This window comes from Imperialibacter sp., from assembly GCF_048007035.1.
Taxonomy (GTDB): Bacteria; Bacteroidota; Bacteroidia; order Cytophagales; family Cyclobacteriaceae; genus Imperialibacter.
Window position 1 is genome coordinate 2,298,167 of record NZ_CP180355.1, and the last position, 18,196, is coordinate 2,316,362.

Below are 18,196 nucleotides of genomic sequence, written 5' to 3' on the forward strand. Positions count from 1 at the left end.
ACTTAGATACAACTTACTGAAACTTTAGTATCCCGGATTCTGAACTAGTTTATCGTTCCTATTCATCTCCCCCCGGCTTATAGGGCGGAAATACATTTTGTCGACCCAGGTACGGGTTTCGTTTTCTGTATTATCCTGAGGAGTGTAAGAATAGTCATATACATCTGGATCATAGCGGTAAGGCACATGCGGTGTGGCTCCCGGCTTCAGCTTCGCCTCCACCTGAATATCCTTGATGCCCCTGCCCAATGTGGTAGGTGCAATCAACCATCTTCTGGCGTCATGATACCTGTGCTCTTCATAAGCAAGCTCAACCCTGCGTTCATTTCTGTATCGATCTCTCAGGGCGTCGCCGGCATCGGTCACGGCTGGCATACCCACTCTGAAACGTATTTTGTTCAGCCAGTTTCTGGCCTCAGCCTCATCGCCCAATTCAATAGATGCCTCGATATAATTCAGCACCATCTCCGTATAGCGAATAAATGGCCAGGGGACCACCTGCGCTCCCGACTGATTGTCGATTACTGCCGGATCAGAATCGATAAACTTCCTCACATAGTAATGCGTACGGCTACCATTCCAGTTCTCGATGGGAGACTCTCTGGTGTCCACACCATTGATAACTCCACCTGCGCCATCATCATAGTAACCTGTTTGAATTTGATCCACTGGATCAATGCCCGCCACATCAGACGGTCTTGGCTTCCAGCCTGCGCCATCATAAAGTACAGTAGCATACAAACGAGGGTCACGGTCATCGTAGGGAGCGCTCGCATGGGTTGCATTATTCCAGTCAAACTTAGAGCCGTCCATCATTTCATAGTCGTCTACCAGCTGCTGGATTGGTGTGTTGCCCGCCCAGTTGTGATAGCCGTTAGGCCCATTGTTAATGCCAAAATGGATACCACCCAGCGGCCAGTTGTTCTCTACAGTGTATAATGGAGTCTGCGTTCTCTGGAAAATCAACTCTACGGCTGCAGACGCATCTGCCACAGCACTTCCTCCCCCATAAGACAGCGCTACGTAATTAGCCCTTCCCTCTTCCGGAGAAACTGGCGCTGTAAGATCCAGCTTATAACCACTGCCTGCATCCATCACAGCCTTGGCGGCAGCTCTCGCCGCTGTCCATCTGGCAGTTTGATCTCCGCTGGTATACCCATGAAGATCCGTAAGCCCCGATACCGAAGCAGAAGCTGTTGGAATATCATGCAAATCGCTGGCAGCATAGATCAACACCCTTGCCTTAAGCGCCATAGCTGCGATCTTGGATGTGCGACCAGGCGTGATAGGTTTTCCGTCAAGCAATGTAGCGGCCTGATCCAAATCAGAAATAATAAAATCTACACATTCTGCAAATGAGCTTCTTACGATGGTATAGTCTTCATCCAGACCATAAGGTCTGTCAATAATAGGAACCCCGCCATAGAACCTCAGCAGCTGATGGTAGTAATAGGCCCTCAGAAAATACGACTCTCCCAGAAGTCTGTCTTTTAAATCTTCATTGTCAAAAGTTGCAATTGGGAGATTCTCAATGGCCACATTGGCCTTTCTGATGGCCAGGTACATATTATTCCACTCATACGTTGGACTCATCCATGCCAGGTTAGCGGGACTTTCCGCACCTTCGGTGAAGGGGTTGATGTTTCTTCCTGCATGTGTAAACATAGCTTCATCGGTATAGGCTGCCAGCATCTGTTCTTCGAAACCGCCATACCCCAGGGAGGCATATACATTGTAAACAAACGCCTCAGCCAATGGCCCGTCGCTCCATGTCAAGTCGCTGGAAATTTTATCCAGTGGTTCTGTATTCAAGAAGTCCGTGTTGCAAGCCATGGGAAGCATCATGCCCACAGCAAACACCCATATTGTTATCGTTATTCTTTTCATCATCATTGTCATTTAAAAGGTTAAACGAAGTCCGGTGTTGATAACCCTTGCCTGTGGATAGTAGGTACCTGCATTGTTGGTGGACTCTGGGTCATAAATCCCGTTTTTGCTCAAATACCCAAAGGTGATCAGGTTAAGACCGTTCACATACAGACGGAAGTTGCTGATGCCGATTCGCTCCCCTATGCTTGATGGGAAATTATACCCGAGTTCGATATTCTTCAATCTCAGGTAGTTCTTGTTGAGCAGGAAGTAAGTATTGTTACCATAGTTTCCGCCGGTAAAGTACGTGTCACCCCTGCTTGCCAATCTCGGATCGGTGCTACTTGGATTGTCGATTGACCAGCGGTTGTCATAGCTATACTTAAGGTAGTTACCAATATCTCCTGATTCTGTAGACAACCTTAATACAGCTCCCATAGCCCCCTGGAACAGGACAGACAAGTCGAAATTCCGGTACTGGAAATTCATTGTTGCACCAAAGTTGAAAGTTGGCGTATTGGTCTTATCCATCCTAACCTGGTCATCACCATCAATTTTGCCGTCTCCATTGATATCCTTAAACTTCATATCGCCGGGTATCAGTTGAGGTGTTACTGCACTGTAATCAAGCGTGTTGTCGTTTATTTCACTCATGTCTCTGAACACTCCGTCAGATTCGTAAACCAAAGATGATTGGTTGTCATATGGGTTGTCATACGGCTTTCCTTCCTGCCGCTGATAATCAGGCGCTCCAGGAATCTCATCCATAAAGATTACTTTGTTTCTAGAGTACCCACCATTGATGCCAAACGCATAAGTCAAGCCACCTGCCACATTGTTGTACCCAACCGTGTACTCAAACCCTTTGTTATCTATTTTTCCGGCATTTACCGGGGGCAGTAGTGAGCTAATGCCAGAAGAGGCCGGGGTTGATCCGGTTTTCTGAATCAAAATCTGATCTCTTTTATTATAGAAATACTCGAATGCAAAAGTCAGCGCTCCATTCAACATGGTTCCATCAAGTCCGATATTCAGGTTGTTGGCCCTCTCCCAGGTAAAGCTGGGGTTCGAAAGCTGCCTTTCCACAAGCGTTTTTACCACCTGGCTATTGATCGGGTATTCGCCAAAACCATAAGTGGCCAGGTAAGCATACTCCTGCAGTTGGTTATTGAAATAAACCTGGTCGTTACCCATTTGACCGTACGAACCACGAATCTTCAGGAAGTTGATAAAGCTGATATTGTTCTGGAAGAAGTCTTCATTCGAAATATTCCAGCCCGCCAATACGCCGGGGAAAAAACCAAACCTGTCAGACTCAGGGAAAATGTAAGAGCCGTCATACCTCCAGATAAACTCCGCCAGATACTTCTCTTTGTAGTTGTAAGCTGCTCTTCCGTAATTCCCCAAACGAGCTCTTTGGTAGCCACCGCCGTTGGTGTTCTGAGCCTCTGATCCACCGGCAAACAACTGGTCAATGGCCGGAGAAATATAATTCCTTCTGTATGCTGAAAAGAACTCACCCTGGAAGGTTTCCTTGGTGATACCTGCCATCAAATTGATCGTGTGATCATCTGCAAATGTCTTCTCGTAGTTCAACATCCCTGTAATATTGGTGTTCAAGATTGACTCCTGTGACTGTTCCAAGCGGGGATCCGAAAATGTTGATCTTAAAGACCTATTGAGGTTGTTCGCATTAGGCCCGGTGCCTGTTCCGTCCCAGGTATACAGGTACCAGGGCGTTTGCCATCTCTTGTTACGCTCCATTGTCTTGTCCACAGACCCTTGTAGAGTAAAGGTCAGTCCCTCTACCCATGGATTAGTGATATCAACCCTTGAGTTGGTCTGTATATAATCGGTTGGGTTCTTTACATAACCAGTGGCATTGGTCGTGACCACGTACGGGTTTTGGCCATTTTCAATATCCGGACCCGGAAGGCCGTTGGGCCATACTTCAGGCTCGGTCGGGCGACCCCTCATCAACATTCTAAAAATTGATCCGGCCGACTCTGTAGGGAAGTTTCTCACTTCCTCTCTGAACATGATGCCTGTTTGCGTGCTGATATACTTATTGATCTTCGCATCAAGGTTCAGCCTGAGGTTGTACTGCTGATAGTTGGTAGCGGAGTTTTTATAATAGGCATCCTGATTCACTACACCAATAGACGACAGATACTTCACATTCTCAGTACCGCCGCTCACCTGTAGGTTGTGTCTGTTCTGAGGAGTCCACGTTCTAAACGCATCGCCGAACCAGTCGGTGTCGGGGTGACCCCAGGGGTCAGAACCGTCCTTGTACTTTTGCACATCAGAAGGGCTGAATTGAGCACTTAGTGACGTTCCAGTTGAAGGGGAGGTAAAAGTCCCACTCTGCTGAATTCCCTGCCAAGCAGCCTCCCACTCACTTGGCGGAATCGACTTGTAGATGGGAAGTTGGTTCATGATTTCGGCGTATTCCGGAGCATTCGCCATGTCGGGAATTACTGTAGGCTGTGCCCAGCCCTGGTTAAAGTCATAAGAGACTGTTGGTTTTCCGGTTGTGCCTCTTTTGGTAGTTACGATAATGGCACCATTGGCAGCTCTTGCACCATAAATTGCGGCGGCAGCATCCTTCAACACAGTGATGGATTCCACATCCTGAGGTGACAGACGACCAAGTCCACCGTCCCTGTCAGGAATCCCGTCAATAACTATTAGTGGGGAGCTGTTTCCTAAGGTGTTGATACCTCTGATATTGATCTGAGCACCATCGTTACCAGGCTCGCCGCTTGTTTGAATCACCACCAAACCAGGCAAACGGCCAGAAAGTGAATTCGAAAGATCAACGGCAGGCGACTTCACCAGGTCAACGCCTTTAGCCGACACCACAGATCCGGTAACTGTTACCTTCTTTTGTTCACCATAGCCCACAACCACCACTTCGCCAAGTGTTTTAGTATCGGTAGCCAGGGTTACTTCGATAGACGACCTGCCACCAACAATTACTTCTTGTGTAGCAAAGCCAATGAATGAGAAGACGAGCACTGAATTTTCGTCTGTAACACTCAACCTGTATCCACCGTCAGCGTCGGTAATGGTACCGTTGGTGGTGCCTTTCTCGACAACGTTCACACCGGGAAGCGATTGTCCATTTTCATCCCTGACAGATCCCGACACCGTGAATTCAGGAGCCAAAATTTCGTTTTCAGCAGATGCCTTTTCTGGGCCTCTGTTTGTTTCAGGCTTGTAGAGAGAGATTCTGTCTGAAATAACTTCATAGGAAATGTCGAGCGGCTGAAGCATTCCGTCAAGCACTTCGCTCAACTTCTTGTTCTCTACATCCACGGACACCTTTTGCCTGTCTTTGATTCGCTTGGGGCTGTAAGCGAATTTCACGTTGGCGATTCTTTCAATTTCTGAAATGGCACTTTTAAGTTCGACATCCTCAGCTTTGAGCGATACCTCCTTGTCCAGAAGTGCCTGGCCAATGAGCTCATTGGCTGACAAAATGGATGTTGACAAAGCAACAACAACCATTTGGGTAACAAATATCTTCATGCCCTGAGAAAAGTACTTTCTCCTTGCATGAAGTAGGTTTAGTAGTTTCATAAGTATGTAAGTTTGTAGGGTAGTGAATTTTTCGATCAGGCCTTTTTTTAACCTTACGGTTTCATAAAAAGGGCTGCCTCCAAAGGTACTCGTGGTACCAAGGGTCATTTTCTAAGTAGATTTTTGTTTCATATCATTCCTCTTTTTTTAGTTCACAATTTGTTTCTGGCAACCTTGTCCGTTTAGCAGGATTTTAGTGCCCATCACTTCGTACTCAACCCCAACCGACTTCCCAATCACAGACAATAAGTCGAAAAGAGACATGTCGGACAGGTCTCCGGTGAAAGTACAGTTGCTGATTGATGCATTTTCCATCACAAACTCTATCGAGTAGTTCTCTTCAAGTTTGGAAGCAATCTCGCTCAGGGTATTGTCTTCAAATACCAATAACTTGTTTTCCCTCGTTGGCACCTTTACAGGCCTGGGTTGCTCAACCAGCGAGGTAACCAGGTGGGTTTCTTTGACAAAGAAGGTCGCCTTTTGATTTCTGGTGAGGATAACACCTTTCTTCACCTTCTTCTGCTCGGTTTCGTCAGATTCACCTTCTTCCGATTCGTAAACCGACACTCTTCCTGACACCACATTTACTTCGATTGTAGAAGCGTTTTCAGGTGCTACCATGCTGAAGCTTGTGCCCAGCACCCTGGTGACGATATTGCCGCTGTATACAAAGAACGGCCTGTCGGGGTTTCTGATCACATCAAAAAAAGCCTCGCCTACCAGGTTTACCTCCCTCTTCTTTCCGGAAAAATGCCTGGCGTAGCTGATCTTGCTTTCTCCTTTTAGTATCACCTGGGTACCATCCGGAAGCCAAATCTCCCTGGTACCTTTCGAGTTATTCTCAACTACAACCTCATCGGAAAGCGCCGGCGTGGTGACGGCAATAGTTTCAGGTTCGCCCTGAGACAGCTGCTGGTATGCCACGAAAGAAGCGATCATCAACAGAAGTGAAGCAGCCACTCTGAAAATCAACTGCCGACCCCGAACGGCAGGCTCGCTCCCGCCCTGTTCCCGGGCCTCCAGAATTCTCGCAAGCATTCTGTCCTTTATTTCAATTTTTTCAGATTCGCTCAAATCAATGTCGTTATTGCTTATATCTTCAAACCATCTTTCTACTTCAAGCTTTTCAAACTCAGAGCTACTGTCCTTCAAATAGCGTTTTAGCAATTGTTCAAGTTCTTTTTGTTTCATTTTCATGGCGCACGCCCGGCATCAAAAAGGATATACTAATTGTTTAAATATTGTCCACGCCTACCAACTAGACGGGCAACTCACTGTTTTTCCTAAAAGGAAGGTGAAAATAAATCAGATTTATTGTGTTCGCTGGATGAGGTCGTAATAATGGATTAAGTTCTGTGGAAAAACCTAGCCCAGAAAAATAAACAGGAGACTAAAAATAATGCTCTTCAAATAGAGCCGCATGACCTTCAGAGATTTTGTCAGGTGGTACTGAACTGCCTTTTCCGAAATTTTCAGCTTTTGTGCAATTTCTTCCACTGGTGAATGATCAAGCCGGTTCATTCTAAAAATACTCCTTGACTTTTCAGGCAGCTGAGTAAGTCCCTCTTCTATCAGCTTAGAAAGATCACTTACTGCCATCATGCGGTCTGTATTATTCTCGCCGGTCGGAGGCGAAACTTTAAGGTAATCGAGGTATTTATTTCTTACTACCTGGCTGTGTATGTAGTCGATCACACTGTTTCTGATGGAAGAATGCAAATACGCTTCGATCTGCTTTATATGCAGCAAATCTCTTTTGTCCCAAAGCTTAAGAAATAGGTTTTGAACAAGGTCTTCAGACACCTCCTTGTTTCGAGTGCTTTTGTAGGCTATCAAAAAAATCCTATTCCAAAACCGTTCGTATATGACGATGAATGCGTCTTTTTCTCCCCTCTGGAAAGCTTCCAGGAGTTCGTTGTCATTGGCATAGCTGGACGAAAGCACTTTCATTTTCAAGTAGGTAGAACTCTGCAATGTTAGTAAAACTCGATATAAATCCAAGTTTAGACAGTCGGAGACTAGATTAAATATAACAAATATGGCGGTGAAATGTAAGCGCTATGGTGCATAAATATTTAGAGTGGGATGGTGAAAATTGAGGAAAGTAAATCTCCCTTCGTCATTTAAAAAGTTCTATTAGATTTCCTTTTTTTAATGCTCCTGTGTTAGGCACATTTAGAAGGGTGCCATCGATTGGGCTGAATCGGCCAAAGGGAAGTCCCTGGAAATATCCGCAACCCCGCCAACTTTTCAGCATATTTTAATTAGCTTTATTATTCCACAAAACTTTGTTTATGAAGCCTCTGCACAACCCCCTGGAACCATCCATTCTCAAAAAAGTTGATCGCCGTTCATTTCTGAAAATTAGCGGCATCAGCGCCACAGGTATTATCATCGGTATGCAGATAGGGTGCTCTCCTTCAAAAAAGAAAGATAGCGGCATTCCTTTCTCCCCCAATGTCTACCTGACGGTGAACAGCGACGGCACGGTGACCATAGTGGCCCACAGGTCGGAGATGGGAACCGGTATTCGTACGGGATTGCCGCTCATTGTGGCCGACGAACTGGAGGCCGACTGGAGCAAAGTGAAGGTGGTGCAGGCCATAGGAGACGAAGCCCGGTACGGAAATCAAAATACAGATGGGTCGTTTTCGGTGCGCATGTTTTTTGAGCCTATGCGCAAAGCAGGTGCCACAGCCCGAATGATGCTGGAGCAAGCTGCGGCCAACGAGTGGGGTGTTCCTGTTGGCGAGTGCAAAGCAAAAAACGGCGAAGTGGCACACCAGGGCAGTGGCAAAAAGCTAGGCTTTGGCGAGTTAACTGAAGCGGCGTCAAAACTGGAAATGCCAGCGGAAGAAAAAATCACCCTGAAGAAAAAGTCAGAGTGGAAATTCATTGGCAAGTCCACGCCCATCGTTGACATTGAAGACATTATTAGTGGCAAGGGCGGGTTTGGCCTGGATAAAAAGGTAGCTGGCATGAAATACGCCACGGTCCTCCGTTGCCCGGTGGCGGGAGGAAAGGTAAAAACCTTCAATGCAGACAAAGCTATGCAGGTAGCTGGCGTACAAAAAGTATTTGAAATGCCGTTCACAGCTTTCCCTGGCGGCATAAACGCCCCGTTGGGTGGCCTCCTCGTGGTGGCGGACAACACCTGGGCGGCCATCAAAGGGCGAGATGCGCTGGAAGTAGAATGGGACTTTGGCCCCAATGCCAAATACAGCACTGCTGACTATTTTAAAGATATGCTGGGCAGGGTGAAAAGCAAAGGCCAGGTGCACAGAGAGGAAGGGTCGGTAGAGACCTCCTTTAAAAATGCGGCGAAAACCATTGACTCCACCTACCTGATACCCCATCTTTCTCATGCGCCCATGGAGCCGCCGTGTGCCGTAGCGCATTTTAAAGATGGAGAGTGCGAAGTGTGGGCTCCCACCCAAAACCCCCAGGGGGCCAACGATGCCCTGGCTGAGGCGTTGAAAATAGACAAAGCCAATGTCACAGTAAATGTCACCTTACTTGGCGGCGGCTTCGGGCGGAAATCAAAGCCTGACTTTATCGTGGAAGCTGCACTAGCCTCCCAAATGAGTGGCTTTCCAGTCAAAATCATTTGGACAAGAGAAGATGATATTCAGCACGACTTCTTCCACGCCTGCAGTGTGCAGCGGATCAAGGTGGCGCTGGACAACAACAAAAAGGTGACGGGCTGGGAGCACCACAGTGTTTTCCCACCCATTGGCGGTACTTTCTCACCAGATGCCACGGGCCCAAGTTTTGATGAGCTCCAGCTGGGCATGGTGGACATGCCATTTGATATCCCCAACATCTCCTGTCAATCGCACGAGGCAAAGGCCATGACCCGTATTGGCTGGCTACGGTCGGTCAGCAATATCCAGCATGCTTTTGCCATTGGCAGCATGGTGGATGAAATTGCTGTGGCCAGACAAATGGATCCGGTAGAAAACCTGCTGGATTTGATCGGGGCAGACAGGGAAATACCCTTTGACAAGCTGATGGAAGGCTTTGGCAACTATGGCGAGCCTGTTGAGAAGTTTCCGATGAAAACAGCACGCCTCAAAAATGTGGTTAAGCTCGCTGCCGAAAAGTCGGGGTGGGGCAAAGAACTGCCTAAAGGGCACGGCATGGGCATTTGTGCACATCGCAGCTTCCTTACCTATGTGGCCTGTGTGGTGCATGTGGCGGTTGACGATGCCGGCAAGCTCACCATTCCGGAAGTTCACTTCGCTGTTGACTGTGGCATTGTTGTAAACCAAAACTCGGTCAAAAACCAGTTTGAAGGAGGTGGAACATTCGCCTCCAGCCTTGCCCTGAAAGGGGGTATTGCTTTCAAAAATGGCCAAACGATCGCTAAAAACTTCGACCAATTTGAAGTGGCCCGCATGCAGGACACCGCCAAAGAGATATTTGTTCACCTGGTAGAAAGTGACGAAAAACCAACAGGTGTCGGCGAACCGCCAGTCCCACCTTTTGCGCCTGCTCTGGCCAATGCAGTGTTTGCGGCTACGGGAAAGAGAAGCAAAGAACTGCCCATCAAGATGAGCTAGCAGTTACTTGATGTCGCTTGCAAACACCAACAGGTATCCGTTGAGGTCACGGATACCAAATTCTCGCTTGCCATAGAAGGTGTCTTTTAAGGGCATAAAAACCTCCACTTTTGACTTCACCTGTTGAAACAGCGCAGCGGCATCGTCCACCTCGATGAATAACGAGAGACTACCACCTGTTTTTTCAGTATTGAAGCCTGGAAGATCTTCGCCAATACTTGCAGCGGTCTGAAACATGAGCTGCACCGCTCCATGCATCACCATTCCCCATTGAAGACCACCGCTCGGAGCAGGCACGCTCGGCCCTTCAGTAAAGCCAAAAATTGTCGAGTAGTAGGCCATGGACTCCTCCACACTTGCGACCATCATGTTTGGTGAAAGCTGTTGAAATTTTTGCATCTTCTAATGGTTTGTTTGTGGCCACAAGTTAGGGCTAGCCAGCTCATCAACTTTTGTAAAAACCCGACAATTGACGAATTAATGCATAAGACTGGATGGCAAAAAGTGTCCAAATTCCCGGAAATCTTTGGCAAGGTGAGCATGATCGTAGTAGCCCATGTCCCAGGCAAATTCCATCAACGACCCATCGAAGCCTGAAAGCTTTCCGGAGGCCTTTCTGAAGCGAACGATGCGTTGGTACATTTTTGGAGACACACCTACCCTTTCCCGGGACTTTCTTTCTAAAGTTCGCTCACTCAGGTTATTTGCTTTGCAAAATGCATGGATCGACTCTGATGGCCTGTTGAAGAACTGATCCACCAAATCATACTGGCTCTGATTTCCCAATCGTTCAAGCAAACGAAGCTCAACCAGGTTGATCCTTTCTGAAACCGATAAAAATGCCAGCTGCTCTGTCAGGTTATGCAAATCACCCTCACCCAGTTCCCTAAGTGAGGCGGTCTTGTTGCTAAATTCCGCCAGGGGACGCCTCAGAAACCTCCACGCTCCCTGGTTTTTAAACCTGACACCCAATAAATCTGTTGCACCGCCTGCTTTTGTGAAAATAGGTGCGGTTTGGATGCCTACATAAAAGGACTGAAACGTGTTATAGGAAATTGTGCCATGCTCATCGTAGAGAAGTGGGGCAGAGAAGTTGAAAATAATGTCGGAACAGGCGTCGGGAAACACGGGCCTGAAGCTATTGAGCTGCGTGGCACTTTTGACACACCAATAGCACTCTACAAACTGCTGCAGCCTGAGGTCCGGACGAAATTCGGTATAGGGCATATCAGGCTGCAACAACATTGCTGAAGGCTAGTTTTCGTACTTTCTCCAGCCACCCAGAATAGTGCCGGCTAGCGTCCAAACGACAAGATCCGCTCCCCCGTCGACCCAGGCTAAGCCGTAAGGCCTCATCGAAAAGAAATTTACTGTCATGTGCATGAGCAGCGAAAACGAAACAGCCATGATAAAGGCTGTTTTTGCGCCATCGGCAGCCGACCCGACATTCATTCTTTTGAAAAGCCATGCCAACACATAGGCAAAAACAACGGCTGTAACTACACTCGAAATGTAGGGCGTGGATCCACCCGACATCACATCAGCTTCGGTAAGGTTATTAAGCCGCATCCAGGTTTCTGCAAACATCCCATACCACAGGGCAGGAATAACCTGACCAAGCACAACAATGACCAAAATGGCCCAGTGATTGATTTTAAGTGTTTTCATAGTAAGTAGGTTAGTGTGATAAGCTATATCAAATTAACCATTTTTACCCGAATCACAATTTCTTCGCCCGGTTCCAGTATTCGTCCATTTCAGCCAGCGTCATTTCCCCAAGACTCTTCCCTTCTTTGGCCGACTCCTGCTCGAGGTACTGAAATCTCTTAATGAATTTCTTATTGGTTCGCTCAAGGGCCTCTTCAGGATCGATATCAATAAATCTTGCATAATTGACGAGTGAAAAAAGTAAATCACCAAATTCAGCCTGTGCTTTCTCCCTGTCAATTTCCTTTTCCCCGCTCACATTGAATTCTTCTTTGAACTCCTGCATTTCTTCTTCAACCTTTTCCCACACCTGCTGCTTCTCTTCCCAGTCAAAACCAACACCTCTGGCTTTGTCCTGGATCCTGATGGCTTTTACCAGCGCAGGTAGGGTTTTTGGCACGCCACCTAGCACAGACTTATTGCCCTTCTCTTTTAGCTTGATCTTCTCCCAGTTTTGCTTGACTACTTCTTCGTTTTCGGCCTTCACATCGCCATAAATATGAGGATGCCGGTTGATTAGCTTTTCACACAGCGCATCAATGACATCAGCCACATCAAAGCTGCCAGTTTCCGACCCGATTCTTGAGTAAAAAACCAGGTGAAGCATCAAATCACCCACCTCTTTTTTGATCTCATCTTTATCTCCCTCCAGAATGGCGTCCGACAGTTCATAGGTTTCTTCTATTGTCAGGTGGCGGAGGGTTTCAAAGGTCTGCTTTTTGTCCCACGGGCAGTTTTCCCGCAGCTCATCCATAATGGTAAGCAACCTGTCAAAGGCTTGCAATTTTTCTTCTCTTCGTAAATCTGGGGCGGGTATTTTTTCCATCAAATGAATTTTCCTTTGCAGCGACTTGTTCAACAAACAGGCGGCTGATTAGGTATTGTAAAGCCGCTCTTTTTTCTTTGCATAAAGATATAGAATGCCATGGTAACAGTTTTATTGGGAATTGGATTTATAGCACTGTTCTTCATTTTGATGTCAGTACGGCTGATATTTTTAAAAAATGGGGAGTTCAAAGGCACATGTGCCTCACAGAGCCCTTTTCTAAATAAGGAGGGTGTGACCTGCGGTTATTGTGGTAAAAACCTACAGCCCGGAGACGCCTGCGCTGACCCAGCGGGGGGAAATCCAGACTCTGAAGTCAACAAAGTTTTATCGAAATTTTAAGGCTTTCAATGGGTTAACGGGCCTATCCACATTGAGAAAGACACTATCTTTGAATTCTACCATTTTATCACGGTATTTTTTCAGTAAATTTGCGCCCGCAAGTAACTAAACCTGGAAAAGTGACTTTAATTAAATCAATATCTGGAATCAGAGGAACAATAGGTGGCAAAGTTGGTGACGGCTTGACTCCTCTGGATACTGTTAAGTTTGCAGCAGCCTATGGCCAGTGGCTATTGACACAAAAGGCTCATCCATTGGTGGTGATCGGACGAGATGCACGGATTTCCGGCGAAATCGTCTCCAGCCTCGTGGCGTCTACACTACAGTCGCTTGGCATCGATGTAATTGACCTCGGTCTTTCAACTACTCCCACTGTAGAAATGATGGTAGTGGAAGAAGGAGCCGGTGGGGGAATTATTATCACTGCCAGCCACAATCCGATACAATGGAATGCGCTTAAGCTGCTTAACAGTAAGGGAGAGTTTCTCTCTGGAAGTGATGGCGAAAACATCTTATCTATAGCGGATGAAGAGGCTTTCGACTTCGTTGACGTTAAAAAACTCGGCAGCTACACCTTCAGAGAAGGCACCATAGAAAAGCACATCGAAAAAATTCTTGCACTGCCCATGGTAGATGTTGAAGCCATCAGGCTGCGCAACTTCTCTGTTGCTGTGGATGCAGTGAACTCCACAGGAGGCATAGCAGTACCCATGCTGCTGAAGAAATTGGGAGTAGACCGTGTCGAAGTTTTCTACGGCGAACCCAATGGCCATTTCCCTCACAACCCCGAACCATTGCCTGAGAACCTCACCCACATTTGTGGTGAAATAGAAAATGGGCAGTTTGATCTGGGTATTGTGGTCGATCCTGACGTGGATCGTCTGGCACTGATTTGCGAGGACGGCAATACTTTCGGCGAAGAATACACACTGGTGGCCATCGCCGACTATGTGCTGTCGCAAAAGCCCGGCTCAACCGTCTCCAACCTTTCTTCGACCAGGGCGCTGCGAGATGTGACCGAAAAATACGGACAGAAATACGAGGCGGCGGCAGTCGGTGAAGTGAATGTGGTCGAAAAAATGAAAGCAATCGGCGCTGTGATCGGTGGTGAAGGCAATGGCGGAGTGATCCTTCCTGAGCTTCACTATGGTCGGGATGCACTCGTAGGCATCGCCCTTTTTCTTACCCACCTGGCCAAGTTTGGGAAAAGCGTGTCGATGCTTCGGTCAAAATATCCGAACTACCATATTTCGAAAAACAAGATTGAGCTTTCCCCTGAGATGGATGTTGATCTTGTATTGCACGAGATAAAAGACAAATACCAACGTCAGCCGATCAATACTGTGGACGGTGTCAAGATTGAATTTGACAAAGAATGGGTGCATCTTCGTAAATCGAACACCGAGCCCATCATCCGGATTTATTCTGAGTCAGAAAGCCAGGCCACAGCCGAGCACCTGGCCCATAAAATCATGATGGATATCAAAGAGATTATTTCAGAAAAAATCTGAAGCCATGCGAGTATACCTTGACAACGCTGCCACCACACCCCTCGACAAAGAAGTGCTGGAGGCCATGCTACCCTACCTGACCGAGCACTTCGGCAACCCAAGTTCCATACATGGGCATGGCAGACTGGTGCGGTCGGCGATAGAAAGATCAAGGAAAAAAGTAGCGGAGTTACTGAATACCTCGCCCTCCGAAATATTTTTCACTTCCGGCGGCACGGAGGCTGACAATACTGCGCTGACCAAATCGATTGAAGCCTATGGCCTCACGCATGCTATCACGTCAAAAATCGAGCACCACGCTGTGCTTCACACACTTGAGTACCTGCACGAGCAGGGCAAAATTGACCTGACCTACGTGGAGCTTGACGAAAAAGGCCATGCAAACTTGGATCACCTGGAGGCGTTTCTGAAAGACCATCCCGGCAAGGCTTTGATCAGCCTGATGCATGCCAACAATGAAATTGGCAACCTGAATGATATTGAGAAAATAGGCCGACTGGCTAAGGAGTACCAAGCCGTTTTTCATACTGATACCGTGCAGGCAGTAGGGCACTACAGGCACGACCTGCAGGCGCTCAACCTGAACATGATGGTGGGTGCGGCTCACAAATTTCACGGGCCAAAAGGCGTTGGCTTCCTGCACATCAACCATAACTGCAAGATTCATCCCTTCATCCATGGCGGAGCACAAGAGAGAAATATGCGGGGAGGCACTGAAAACGTTCCGGGCATCATTGGCCTGGCCAAAGCACTGGAGCTTGCTTATGAGCACATGGACGAGCACCGAAAGCACATGGAAGCCTTGAAAGAAAGCATGATCCGCCAGTTATCCGCCAACATCGAGAGCATCACCTTTAACGGCGACTCGGCCAATCTCAATAACAGCCTTTACACTGTGCTCAGTGTCAGCCTTCCTCCCAACGAAGACAACGACATGCTGCTCTTCAGCCTTGATATAGAAGGAGTTTCTGCTTCTGGTGGCAGCGCTTGCTCCAGCGGTTCGAACGTTGGCTCACATGTGTTGGGTGCTTTGGGAGTAGATCCCATGCGGGGAAATATCCGTTTTTCTTTCTCCCGCTTCACCACCCAACAAGACATAGACTTCACCGTTCAAAAACTGACTGAGCTTGTGGCTGTTAGAGCCTGACCTAAGAAGCTTTTTCCAACACCAGGTTTTTAAGGCATTCTATCCAGAGCGGGTGATCATTGAGGCTTTCCACCAGGTCCCAGCGGTCCCCGCCGGCCTCTAAAAATTGCTCATGGTAGGTTTCTCCCACTTCAACAGTCGTTTCGAGGCAATCCGACACAAAAGCCGGAGAAAAGGCGAGCACTTTTTTGTGACCCTTTTCAGCAAACTCTACCAGCTTCTCGTCGGTGTAGGGCTGTATCCAGGGAGTTTTCCCCAGCCGGCTTTGAAAAGCAACAGTATATTTGTCTTCAGGAATACCCAAGCTTTCAGCTATCAACCGTGAGGTAAGAAAACATTGCGCCCGGTAGCAATACCGGTTCTTGTCGTGGTAGCTATTGCAACACTTGCCCAGCTGGCACTGCGAACCAACCGATCCCTTCAGAATCTGCCTTTCGGGCAACCCATGATAGCTAAATAAGTAGTGATCGTAGTCGTACTGCTCCATCCATTTCTTTGCCCGCTGAGCTATCACTTCTATGAACATTGGGTCGTCCGCAAACTGGTTGATGAAACGAATGTTGGGTATAATCTGCCATTTCCGAACAAGCTCCATTACTTTATCAGCCACTGAGCCGGTGCTGGCGGAGGCATATTGTGGAAAAAGAGGCACCACAATTATTTCACTAACATGCGCTTTTTTCAACTCGTCCAGCCCCGATGCAATACTCGGATTTTGATACCGCATGGCCAGTGCCACCACGTAATCGCCGGTCAGTTCTTTCTGAAGCAAGTCTCTAACGTCCTCCCCATAATACTTGAGCGGAGAGCCTCTCTCATCCCACAGTTTTTGATATTCCGCCGCTGACTTGGGCGCACGAAAGGGGGCTATGATAAAGTTAATGAGCATCCACCTCTGTACAAAAGGAATATCAATCACCCTGCCGTCCATTAAAAATTCTCTCAGGTATTTCCTTACATTAGGGGTATCTGGCTGATCTGGTGTTCCTAAATTGACCAACAACACTCCCTTTTTCCCTTTCTTGTTATTCATATTTCAAATTTATAGACTAACAGGATTTTTTAAGGATGGTTGTCGAATTCTTTTAATTAATTTAGTTAAACAAAATGCAATCATGAGAAAACACGTAGCTCAAATAACCCTATCACTCTTACTATCTGCAGCAATTTCTCCCTCTTTCGCTCAGGGCTCAAATGTTGGAAATACCGCCTCCACAGCGGGCAACGAATACCTGCAAAAACAAAATGCCGTTGACCGTCTCGCAGTAGTTAACCCCAACACGGCAACTTTCGGAATACCCCTGCCTCCTGCGTCACTTGAAGGCGATTTTTATCTCGATTCAGAGTTCAAAGAAGGAAGCTTCGAATTGACCGTGTCCCCCAAAGTGTATGATGATATGGTGATCAGATACGACCTTAGGAGCAACCTTATTGAAATCAACTATGACGATGGCGTACGGGGGTTGGACGGGAATAAGGTCAAATATTTTGACCTGAAAACTTCTACCAACAAGTACAAAAGGTATGTCAATGTGAATCAGCTGAAAGGCAGTGGTGACGATATGCCGACAAATATTTTTCTGGAGGTGATCCTTGACGGAGCTGTGCCGCTTTATTCTTACGAAAAAATCACAATCAAGAAGGCAGACTACAACGTAGCTTTGAATGTCGGCAACAAAAACGATCAAATTCTGAAAAAGCCTGTTTACCTCTCCATTGTAGATGGCAAAGCTATTGAGCTAACCAAAGGCAGGAACTCAAATGTGTTTTCACTTTTGCCGGGAAAAGAAAATGAATTAAAAGCGTATGCCAAGGCCAACAAGATCAAGCCTAAGGATGTTGAAGGTTATGTGGCGATTATCAACAAAATAAACTCTTTGAACTAGACCCAAATTAAAAGGGAGCAAGCGGAAAATCTGGGGATTACCCTTTAAACCCAATGCCCCGAGTGGTCATAAAAAAGCAAAAGGTCCAAGCGAGACGCATTGAACCAGTTTTGCTTTTTTATTTAACCACAAACGAAACATTCAATCCCCAGAAATACAGATTGATCCATTAAAAGTAGTGGGCGGCCCATATAATATAGGCATACACGCTAAAGCGTATAAATCGGGTGAGCGAAAACAGCAGCATCTTTTTGAAAGAATATTTTACTGCTCCCACCAACATACAAATCCCTGAAAAAGGGAGTGGCGTGAGCGCAGCGACAATGATCAAAAAACCGCCATATTCGTCCAGGTAGGTGGTGTACTTACCAAAAAAGTTTTTCTCGAGGGTTTTGTAGAACTGGGTCTGATTGAGATACGAGCCAATAAAGTATCCAATCACCCCCGCTGCGTAGGACAACGTCGCCAAAATCAAAACGTTGGAGATGTAAATGGCTGCCACTCCCTCTCTGAGCGACCAGATCATAAATACCTCAGGAGGAATGATGCCCACTACAACCTCGGAGACTGTGAAAATAGAAAATACGTAAAGGGGTTTTTCGTATATGGGAGACAGCCAATTCAGGTAGTCAACATCCACATATCTCTTCGCCACGAGGTAAACGACTACCAAAATGGCAAACCAAGCCAAGCCCTTTAAAAGATTCTGCAGCAGAAAACCTTGTCTGTTCATACCTGGTCAATTCTTCCCGGGCAAACAT

At 47.0% G+C, this 18,196-nt stretch carries 15 protein-coding genes; 5 read left to right on the plus strand and 10 right to left on the minus strand.

Features of this window, described 5'->3' with window-relative positions; genetic code table 11:
* Positions 1-24 precede the first annotated feature (24 nt).
* The 4 genes from ACMVP2_RS10065 to ACMVP2_RS10080 form a co-directional block, all read right to left on the minus strand.
* Positions 25-1,887, minus strand: a complete 1,863-nt coding sequence (locus ACMVP2_RS10065; RefSeq protein ID WP_416868198.1) for a RagB/SusD family nutrient uptake outer membrane protein — start codon at positions 1,885-1,887, stop codon at positions 25-27.
* Positions 1,888-1,899: 12 nt separating this feature from the next.
* Positions 1,900-5,454: a TonB-dependent receptor gene (locus ACMVP2_RS10070; RefSeq protein WP_416867604.1), complete on the minus strand. Its 3,555-nt coding sequence runs from the start codon at positions 5,452-5,454 to the stop codon at positions 1,900-1,902.
* A gap of 147 nt (positions 5,455-5,601) precedes the next feature.
* The gene (locus ACMVP2_RS10075) at positions 5,602-6,645 is read right to left on the minus strand and encodes a FecR family protein (RefSeq protein ID WP_416867605.1); all 1,044 of its coding nucleotides are present in this window, start codon (positions 6,643-6,645) and stop codon (positions 5,602-5,604) included.
* Between the two features lie 174 nt (positions 6,646-6,819).
* The gene (locus ACMVP2_RS10080) at positions 6,820-7,404 is read right to left on the minus strand and encodes an RNA polymerase sigma factor (RefSeq protein ID WP_416867606.1); all 585 of its coding nucleotides are present in this window, start codon (positions 7,402-7,404) and stop codon (positions 6,820-6,822) included.
* 344 nt (positions 7,405-7,748) lie between these two features.
* On the opposite strand from ACMVP2_RS10080, the gene ACMVP2_RS10085 reads away from it, so the two are divergent.
* Positions 7,749-10,016 carry a molybdopterin cofactor-binding domain-containing protein gene (locus ACMVP2_RS10085; RefSeq protein ID WP_416867607.1) on the plus strand — a complete coding sequence of 756 codons (2,268 nt, stop codon included), beginning with the start codon at positions 7,749-7,751 and terminating at the stop codon, positions 10,014-10,016.
* Between the two features lie 3 nt (positions 10,017-10,019).
* On the opposite strand, the gene ACMVP2_RS10090 is transcribed toward ACMVP2_RS10085, so the two are convergent.
* The 4 genes from ACMVP2_RS10090 to mazG all read right to left on the minus strand — a co-directional run bounded on the left by ACMVP2_RS10090 (position 10,020) and on the right by mazG (position 12,549).
* Complete coding sequence (locus tag ACMVP2_RS10090; RefSeq protein ID WP_416867608.1) at positions 10,020-10,415, minus strand: VOC family protein; 396 nt, start codon at positions 10,413-10,415, stop codon at positions 10,020-10,022.
* Between the two features lie 78 nt (positions 10,416-10,493).
* Positions 10,494-11,261, minus strand: coding sequence for an AraC family transcriptional regulator (locus ACMVP2_RS10095; RefSeq protein ID WP_416867609.1), 768 nt, complete (start codon positions 11,259-11,261; stop codon positions 10,494-10,496).
* 9 nt (positions 11,262-11,270) lie between these two features.
* Positions 11,271-11,684, minus strand: a complete 414-nt coding sequence (locus ACMVP2_RS10100) for a DUF1761 domain-containing protein (RefSeq protein WP_317488793.1) — start codon at positions 11,682-11,684, stop codon at positions 11,271-11,273.
* Positions 11,685-11,736: 52 nt separating this feature from the next.
* Complete coding sequence (mazG, locus tag ACMVP2_RS10105) at positions 11,737-12,549, minus strand: nucleoside triphosphate pyrophosphohydrolase (RefSeq protein ID WP_416867610.1); 813 nt, start codon at positions 12,547-12,549, stop codon at positions 11,737-11,739.
* A gap of 99 nt (positions 12,550-12,648) precedes the next feature.
* Between mazG and ACMVP2_RS10110 the strand changes: the two genes are divergently transcribed.
* From ACMVP2_RS10110 to ACMVP2_RS10120, 3 genes are all read left to right on the plus strand, one after another.
* On the plus strand, positions 12,649-12,891 hold the full coding sequence (locus ACMVP2_RS10110) for a hypothetical protein (RefSeq protein WP_152001563.1): 243 nt from the start codon (positions 12,649-12,651) through the stop codon (positions 12,889-12,891).
* Positions 12,892-13,010: 119 nt separating this feature from the next.
* A complete protein-coding gene (gene glmM / locus ACMVP2_RS10115) occupies positions 13,011-14,402 on the plus strand; it encodes a phosphoglucosamine mutase (protein WP_416867611.1) in 1,392 nt (463 codons plus the stop codon).
* Positions 14,403-14,406: 4 nt separating this feature from the next.
* Entirely contained in the window at positions 14,407-15,549 is a 1,143-nt protein-coding gene (locus ACMVP2_RS10120) for a cysteine desulfurase family protein (RefSeq protein ID WP_416867612.1), read from the plus strand.
* A gap of 1 nt (position 15,550) precedes the next feature.
* On the opposite strand, the gene hemH is transcribed toward ACMVP2_RS10120, so the two are convergent.
* Positions 15,551-16,582 carry a ferrochelatase gene (hemH, locus tag ACMVP2_RS10125; RefSeq protein WP_339785635.1) on the minus strand — a complete coding sequence of 344 codons (1,032 nt, stop codon included), beginning with the start codon at positions 16,580-16,582 and terminating at the stop codon, positions 15,551-15,553.
* A gap of 82 nt (positions 16,583-16,664) precedes the next feature.
* On the opposite strand from hemH, the gene ACMVP2_RS10130 reads away from it, so the two are divergent.
* On the plus strand, positions 16,665-17,435 hold the full coding sequence (locus tag ACMVP2_RS10130) for a hypothetical protein (protein ID WP_416867613.1): 771 nt from the start codon (positions 16,665-16,667) through the stop codon (positions 17,433-17,435).
* A gap of 169 nt (positions 17,436-17,604) precedes the next feature.
* Here ACMVP2_RS10130 and ACMVP2_RS10135 read toward each other — a convergent pair whose 3' ends face one another.
* Complete coding sequence (locus tag ACMVP2_RS10135) at positions 17,605-18,168, minus strand: YqaA family protein (RefSeq protein ID WP_339785641.1); 564 nt, start codon at positions 18,166-18,168, stop codon at positions 17,605-17,607.
* Positions 18,169-18,196 lie beyond the last annotated feature (28 nt).